A 5985-nucleotide genomic window follows, 5' to 3' on the forward strand; every position below is an offset into this window, starting at 1 on the left:
GTATTTTCACCGTCTTCGTGAATACCCGCCTCCTCCCGCGGGTGGGGTATGGCTGACCTGCATCAGAAAACCCTGCATCCGCCCATGAAAAAGACCGTCCGATGCAGTCTTCTTGTCCAAGAGGGCGAGGAAGGCCGCACGAGCGGACGGTCTTTGAATCCCCCTCAACCCGCACCGGTGCGGCCGGGGGTGGGTGAAGGGGAGCGGATTGGAGCGGCCTCAGCCGAGGAGCAGGGCGTTCAGGCGCTTCAGGAACCCGGCGGGATCCTTGATCGAGCCCTGTTCGGAGAGAAGCGCCTGGTCGAGAATCACACCGGCCCATTCATTGAACTTCTCGGGGTTCGCTTCCGCGAGCGCCTTCTTCACGAGCGGGCTCTCGAGGTTGAGTTCGAGCGTGTACTTCTCTTCGGGAAGCTTCTGACCGGCGGCTTCGAGCATGCGGCGCATCTGCTCGGTGAGCATCTGGTCGTGGGCGCCGACCACGCAGGCGGCCGAGTCCACGAGGCGCTTGGAGACCTTGACGTCCACGACTTGGTCGCCGAGCGCGGCCTTGAAGCGGGCGACGGCGCGGTCGTCGTCCTCCTTTGAGGTTTCGCTCGGCTTCTCGGCCTCTTCGCCCTCGGGCGACTTGACGCCGTCGAGCTCGAGGTCGCCCGCGGTAGCGGAGACGAACTTGTGCCCGTCAAACTCGGTCAGGGCGCCCATCATCCACTCGTCGATGCGCTCCCAGAGGAGAAGGACTTCAACGCCCTTCTTCTTGAGGCCCTCGAGGTAGGGCGAGCCTTCGGCCGCCTCACGGCTGTTGGCGATGAGGTAGTAGATGTTCTTCTGGCCTTCGGGCATGCGCGCGAGGTAGTCGGAGAGGGAGACCGTTTCGGCCCCTTCGGACTTCGTGCTCGCGAAGCGCAGGAGCTTCAGAACCGCATCGCGGTTGTCCGGATCCTCGACGACGCCCTCCTTGATCACGCGGCCGAACTGCGTCCAGAAGACCTTGAACTTTTCGGCGTCGAGCTTCGCGAACATGTCGAGGGCGCGCTTCGTAAGGGCCTTCTTGAGTTTCGAGGCGACGCGGGACTCCTGCAGGAGTTCACGCGAGACGTTGAGCGGCAGGTCGTTCGTGTCGACGAGGCCCTTGATGAAGCGGAGGTAGTTCGGGAGGAACGCCTCGGCGCGGTCCATGATGAAGACGCGCTCGACGAAGAGCTTCAGACCCTTCTGCACGTCGCGGTTGTAGAGGTCGTACGGGGCCTGCGCGGGGCAGTAGAGGAGCGAGGTGTACTCAAGGTCGCCCTCGACGCGGTTGTGCGCCCAGCAGAGCGGATCCTCCCAGTCGTGGGTGAGGTGCTTGTAGAACTCCTTGTACTGCTCTTCGGTGACGTCCTTCGGAGGGAGCGTCCAGAGCGCCTTGGCGTCGTTCACCTGCACCCACTCGTGGGTCGGCTCCTTCCCTTCCTCGGCGGGCTTCGTCTCCCAGAGGTAGACGGGGGTCGAGATGTGGTCGGAATACTTGGTGATCGTCCCGCGCAGGGTCCACGGATCGAGGAAGTCCGCCTCGTCCTTCTTCATGTGCAGGATCACGTCCGTGCCGCGGCTCGTGCGGGTCGTGAGTTCGGAGGTGAAGGTGCCCGAACCGTCCGACTCCCACTTCACGGCCTCGTTCTCGGCGGCGCCCGCGGCGCGCGAGACCACGGTCACGCGGTCGGCAACGATGAAGGCCGAGTAGAAGCCCACGCCGAACTGGCCGATCTGCTGCGCGTCCTTCGCCTGTTCGGCCGAGAGGTGCTCGAGGAAGTCTTCGGTGCCCGACTGCGCGATGGTGCCCAGGTGTTGGTTCGCCTCGGCCTGCGTCATGCCGATGCCGTTGTCCGAAATGGTGAGCGTGCCCGCCTCGCGGTCGGCGCGGATGCGGATCGAGAAGACGGGGTCGTCCTTCACGAGTTCCGGGCGAGAGATCGCGGCGAAGCGCAGCTTGTCGATCGCGTCGGAGGCGTTCGAGACGAGCTCACGGAGAAACACCTCCTTGTTTGAATAGAGCGAGTTGGCGAGAAGCTTGAGGAGCTTGCTTACCTTGGTCTGAAAGGCATGAACTTCAGCAGCCATTTTTTCTGGATCTCCAAACAAAATTGCGTTCTACGAGGACGGACGGCGGCCCGTCCTCACGTGTTGGAGTCCATATGGGGGTGCCGGGGCGGTTTTTCAAGGTCCGCCCGCGGGCGACGGCTTCAGCTCCCGGCGACCGACGCGAGCTCGTCGAGGTCGTAGGGCGTCGCCTGGTAGACGTAGTAGTTGAGCCAGTTCTGGTAGAGGAGATGCGCGTGGCCGCGCCAGGAGAAGACGGGGCGCGCTGCCGGGTCGTCGCCGGGGTAGAAGTTCTCGGGCACCGCGATCGGGAGCCCGCGCTCGACGTCGCGCCGGTACTCGGCGTCAAGCGTGTGGAGGTCGTATTCGGGGTGCCCCGTGATGATCATGCCGTCGAAGCGCTCGTCCTTCACCTCGTTGAAGGTCTTGTAGAAGAGGTCGAGGTGGTCGCTCGAGACGTGGGTGCCGCGGTAGGTCGCGATCTGCGTCTCCGTCGTGATCTTCGTAGGCATCAGGTTGAGGACGAGGATCTTGAGCGGACGGATGTCCTGCGTGCGCACCCAGTCGGGCGACATCACAAAGACGTTTTCGTCGGCGAGGCGTGTGTAGGCCGGAAGGTCGTTGTGCAAGATGACGGGCATGGCGGACGCGGGGCTCCTCGGAGGCGCAGAGCGGTGCAGGGAGCGACGAAAAACGGCCGGCTCCCGCGAAGGAGGTCCGGCCGTTCCTGCAACTTCCCGGGCGGCGGCTCGACCGCTCTTTCCCCGGTGCGGCTGCGTGGGGGAAATCACCCCGCGGCGACGATGCCCATGGCGATGAAGGTCGCTTCAGTGCGGGAGACGGGCTCGACGGATGCAACGAGCGATTTCGCGGCGGCGCGGGCCTTCTTGGCGGCGGCTTCGGCGCTCTGCTTGGACTGGGAGACGCAACCCTTTTCAAGGGAAGCGGCGGAAAGTTTCTTCATGGCTGTTCTCCGATTAAACAAGCTTTCAGTTTCAAAGGACGCGGCGTTCCGTCGCCGCGCGGCGTGCGTTTTCTTGTGAGAGGCGCGTTCGTGCGCGTCTCTCTGAGGATCACAATAGTCCTCCACGAGTCGTTGAGCGCCCGACGCTCCCCGCTTTCTTCGCGCTATTGAGGGTTCTTGTGCCGGGACGCATGCGGGCTAGAGACGAGTCCTGAGAGCCTTGGGGTAATGTCGTATTACCATTTGGTTAGTTCGGGAGATCCAGCCCTCCGCCGACGTCGTCTGAAGGGTGAGGGTGGCTTGCCGAGATCTTCGCCGGGAGCGGACGCCGGCACGGTAGCCGCGGAAGAGATTCGAGCGCCCTGCGCCAAAAGCGCGGCCCGCCGGCGATAATTCCTCCTTCCGCCCTCTGCGGTGGAGGACCCCAGACAACCCAAAAGGCCCGAAGGGGGTCGTTAAGGCTCGAAGGAGGCGGCGATGCCGTTCACGAAGGAAGAGACGGAGGCGCTCACGCGCCTGCAGGACGATGAGGAAGGACTCGACATCGGGGCGATCCTCGCGCTCGTCGATTACATCGTCTCTGAAGGCGTCGCCTCGGGGCGCTTCGCCTCGAAAGCGGCCGCCGCGGCCGACCTCGACGTCGCGCTCTGGCGCGCCTACGCGTACCTGAATCAGGAGACCTACGCCGCGGCCCTCGAGACGCTGCGAGTCCTCGAGCCCGCCCGGGAGGCGGGAGCGCATTCGGGCGTCTGGCACTACCGTTACGCAACGGCGCTTCTCTGCACGGGGCGGCTCGTCGAAGCGTTCGATGCGGCGCAGGCGGGCATCGCCGCCCAACCCGACTATCCCTGGTGCCGCCTTCCGGCGGCGAAGCTCGCCGCGCACTTCGGCGACAAGACGCTTGCACTGCGCTACGTGAGTGAAGGTGAGGCGCTCGTTCCGGGGCACCACCAGTTCCAGGTCCTGCGCGAAGAGATCGAAACCGGAAAGTCCCTCGAAGTGATGGAGTACCACACGATCGACGCGGATGCGGATGCGCTGCTCCTGAAGGGGCTCCTCCCCGTCGACGAAATGCTCGTCAAATGTCGGGCGGTGAACTGCATGGTGGTGCTCGAAGACGGCCTCCGGGAGAACCAACGCCTAATGAAGGCCGAAAACTTCCGTGATGATTCGCCGGACGGGCACTTCGTCGTCTTCGACGCAGCGCTCGAACCCGGGTTGGTCGTGCCGATGGGCTTCCGCATGAACGCCGCGGGCTTCTCGCACATGAACCCCTCGTGGCTCGCGCGCCTCGCGGCGGCGATTCCCCACATGATCCGCCGCGACGTGACGGACCCGGCGAACCTGGAGCGCATCTGGGTCCGTCAGGACCGCTCAATCTTCTGCGTGCTCTCGGACTCCGATGCCCCGGACCGCGTGCGCGCAGTCAAATACAAGGACATCCCGGCGGAATTCATCGACCTTGAGGCCGTCTCCGTCGACGAAGCGCAGGCCCCCGACGCGGACCTTTCGCCCGCCGACCAGGCCGCCTGGTGGCGCTCCAAGGGCGAGCCCGAGCGCGCCATTGCGGTGATTGAAGCCGTGCCCGAAGGCGAGCGCAACCCGCGGCAGATGCTCGAACTCGCCTGCGCGAAGCTCCTCAAGGCCGCGGGCGGCCCGCGTGTGGACGAGCGCGGCGTCTGGGAGGCGATTCAGCTTCTCAGCGAATTCGGCGCCGACGGTCGCGGCAACCCCGAGTGGTGGCGGCAGTACGCCGCGGCCTTCATGCTGGTGGACATGCAGCCGCAGGCCGCGGCCATGTGCCGCGAGCTTCTCTCGCGCAAACCCGGCGACGAGGAGGCGCTCCTCACGCTCCGAAACTGCGAGGACATGCTCACGGCCCCCGTCTTCCGGCTTCCTTTCCGCCGCCGCGTCGAGGCGGCCTGGAACGCTTTCGCCGCGCGGGAGGCGGAGCTCTGGGAGAAGCTCAAGAGAGCCGGGCGCCTCGCCTTCTCCCCGCAGCAGCTTTTCGGTCGTCCCTTCCTCTGGGATTCGGACGTGCGCTTCGAGACCACGCCCGAGGGCGTGGAGCGCGGCGTGATCACGCTCTCCACCATGGGCGAGATCGTGGAGATCCTTCCGATCCTGGAATTCACCCGCAGGATGCCCGAGTCGCTCAAGTCCCGCTGGCGCGTCGCCGCCGGCCGCGAGCCCTTGGGGAGCGCCGTGAAGCTCGTCACGAACGAACGGACGCTTGACGCCGCCAACATCTTCTTCACGCCCGAGAGGAGCGCCCTCGCGCTAAAGATCACGCTCTGGTCCAAGGAGTTCGCCGGCATGACGGAGGCCGAAGCCGTGGGCGAGGGGAGGAGCTCGGTGATGCTGATGCTCGCGGCGCTCATCGGCGAGGCGGCAGCGCTCAGGTGGATCTCGGTCGTCACGCTCTCGGTGAAGAAGCCCGAGGGGGTGCTCATGCCCCTCACGGAACTCCCTGACTATCTCCACGAAACGAATCCCGAGAGCGCCGACGAGACGTTCGAGACCCTCTCGCGCCGGCGGCTGGAGTACTGGCTCAAGCCCGAGGACGTGGACGTCCCTGGGCTCGACGTCGTGCACGGCGAGACGGCGGCGGTGGTCCTCGTGAACGAATTCCGCGCGAACGCGCCCGATGCGGTCGATCGCCTTCACGCCGAAGGCATCGCGGCGGGGTTCCTCTTCTTCTCCCTGAAGGGCTTCGAGGACCCCGAGTCCCGCTCGGCCCGCATGGACGCCGTCACGGCGGCGCTTCAGGCGCGGCTCTCTGAAGTTTGTCCTCCGGAAGTCTGCTTCCTCTGCGGCACGGCGTCGGGCACCCGCTGGAGCTACGTTGAGCTCTACGCCTGGGATCTGCCGCCAGTGCTCGACGCCGCGCGGGCGTTCTTCATGGAAGAGCCCGACGTGCTGCGCGCGGGATTCCACAGCTT

At 65.5% G+C, this 5985-nt stretch carries 4 protein-coding genes; 1 reads left to right on the forward strand and 3 read right to left on the reverse strand.

Going from position 1 to position 5985, the window contains the following annotated elements; translation table 11 throughout:
* Nucleotides 1–219: 219 nt before the first annotated feature.
* From htpG to ACT6Y9_RS08005, 3 genes are all read right to left on the reverse strand, one after another.
* The gene (gene htpG, locus ACT6Y9_RS07995) at nucleotides 220–2100 is read right to left on the reverse strand and encodes a molecular chaperone HtpG (protein ID WP_443744145.1); all 1881 of its coding nucleotides are present in this window, start codon (nucleotides 2098–2100) and stop codon (nucleotides 220–222) included.
* Nucleotides 2101–2222: 122 nt separating this feature from the next.
* Nucleotides 2223–2720 carry a homoserine O-acetyltransferase/O-succinyltransferase family protein gene (locus ACT6Y9_RS08000; RefSeq protein WP_443744146.1) on the reverse strand — a complete coding sequence of 166 codons (498 nt, stop codon included), beginning with the start codon at nucleotides 2718–2720 and terminating at the stop codon, nucleotides 2223–2225.
* A 146-nt stretch (nucleotides 2721–2866) separates the two neighbouring features.
* A complete protein-coding gene (locus ACT6Y9_RS08005; protein ID WP_443744147.1) occupies nucleotides 2867–3043 on the reverse strand; it encodes a hypothetical protein in 177 nt (58 codons plus the stop codon).
* 477 nt (nucleotides 3044–3520) lie between these two features.
* Between ACT6Y9_RS08005 and ACT6Y9_RS08010 the strand changes: the two genes are divergently transcribed.
* The coding region (locus tag ACT6Y9_RS08010; RefSeq protein WP_443744148.1) for a tetratricopeptide repeat protein at nucleotides 3521–5985 on the forward strand (2465 nt) is incomplete at its 3' end.

The sequence above is a fragment of the Sutterella sp. genome (assembly GCF_052272535.1).
GTDB lineage: Bacteria > Pseudomonadota > Gammaproteobacteria > Burkholderiales > Burkholderiaceae_F > Sutterella.

What these genes read in the sequence shown, in the direction of transcription:
- htpG (WP_443744145.1), bottom strand. Translation starts at nt 2,100, where the DNA reads ATGGCTGCTGAAGTTCATGCCTTTCAGACCAAGGTAAGCAAGCTCCTC.
- ACT6Y9_RS08000 (WP_443744146.1), bottom strand. Translation starts at nt 2,720, where the DNA reads ATGCCCGTCATCTTGCACAACGACCTTCCGGCCTACACACGCCTCGCC.
- ACT6Y9_RS08005 (WP_443744147.1), bottom strand. Translation starts at nt 3,043, where the DNA reads ATGAAGAAACTTTCCGCCGCTTCCCTTGAAAAGGGTTGCGTCTCCCAG.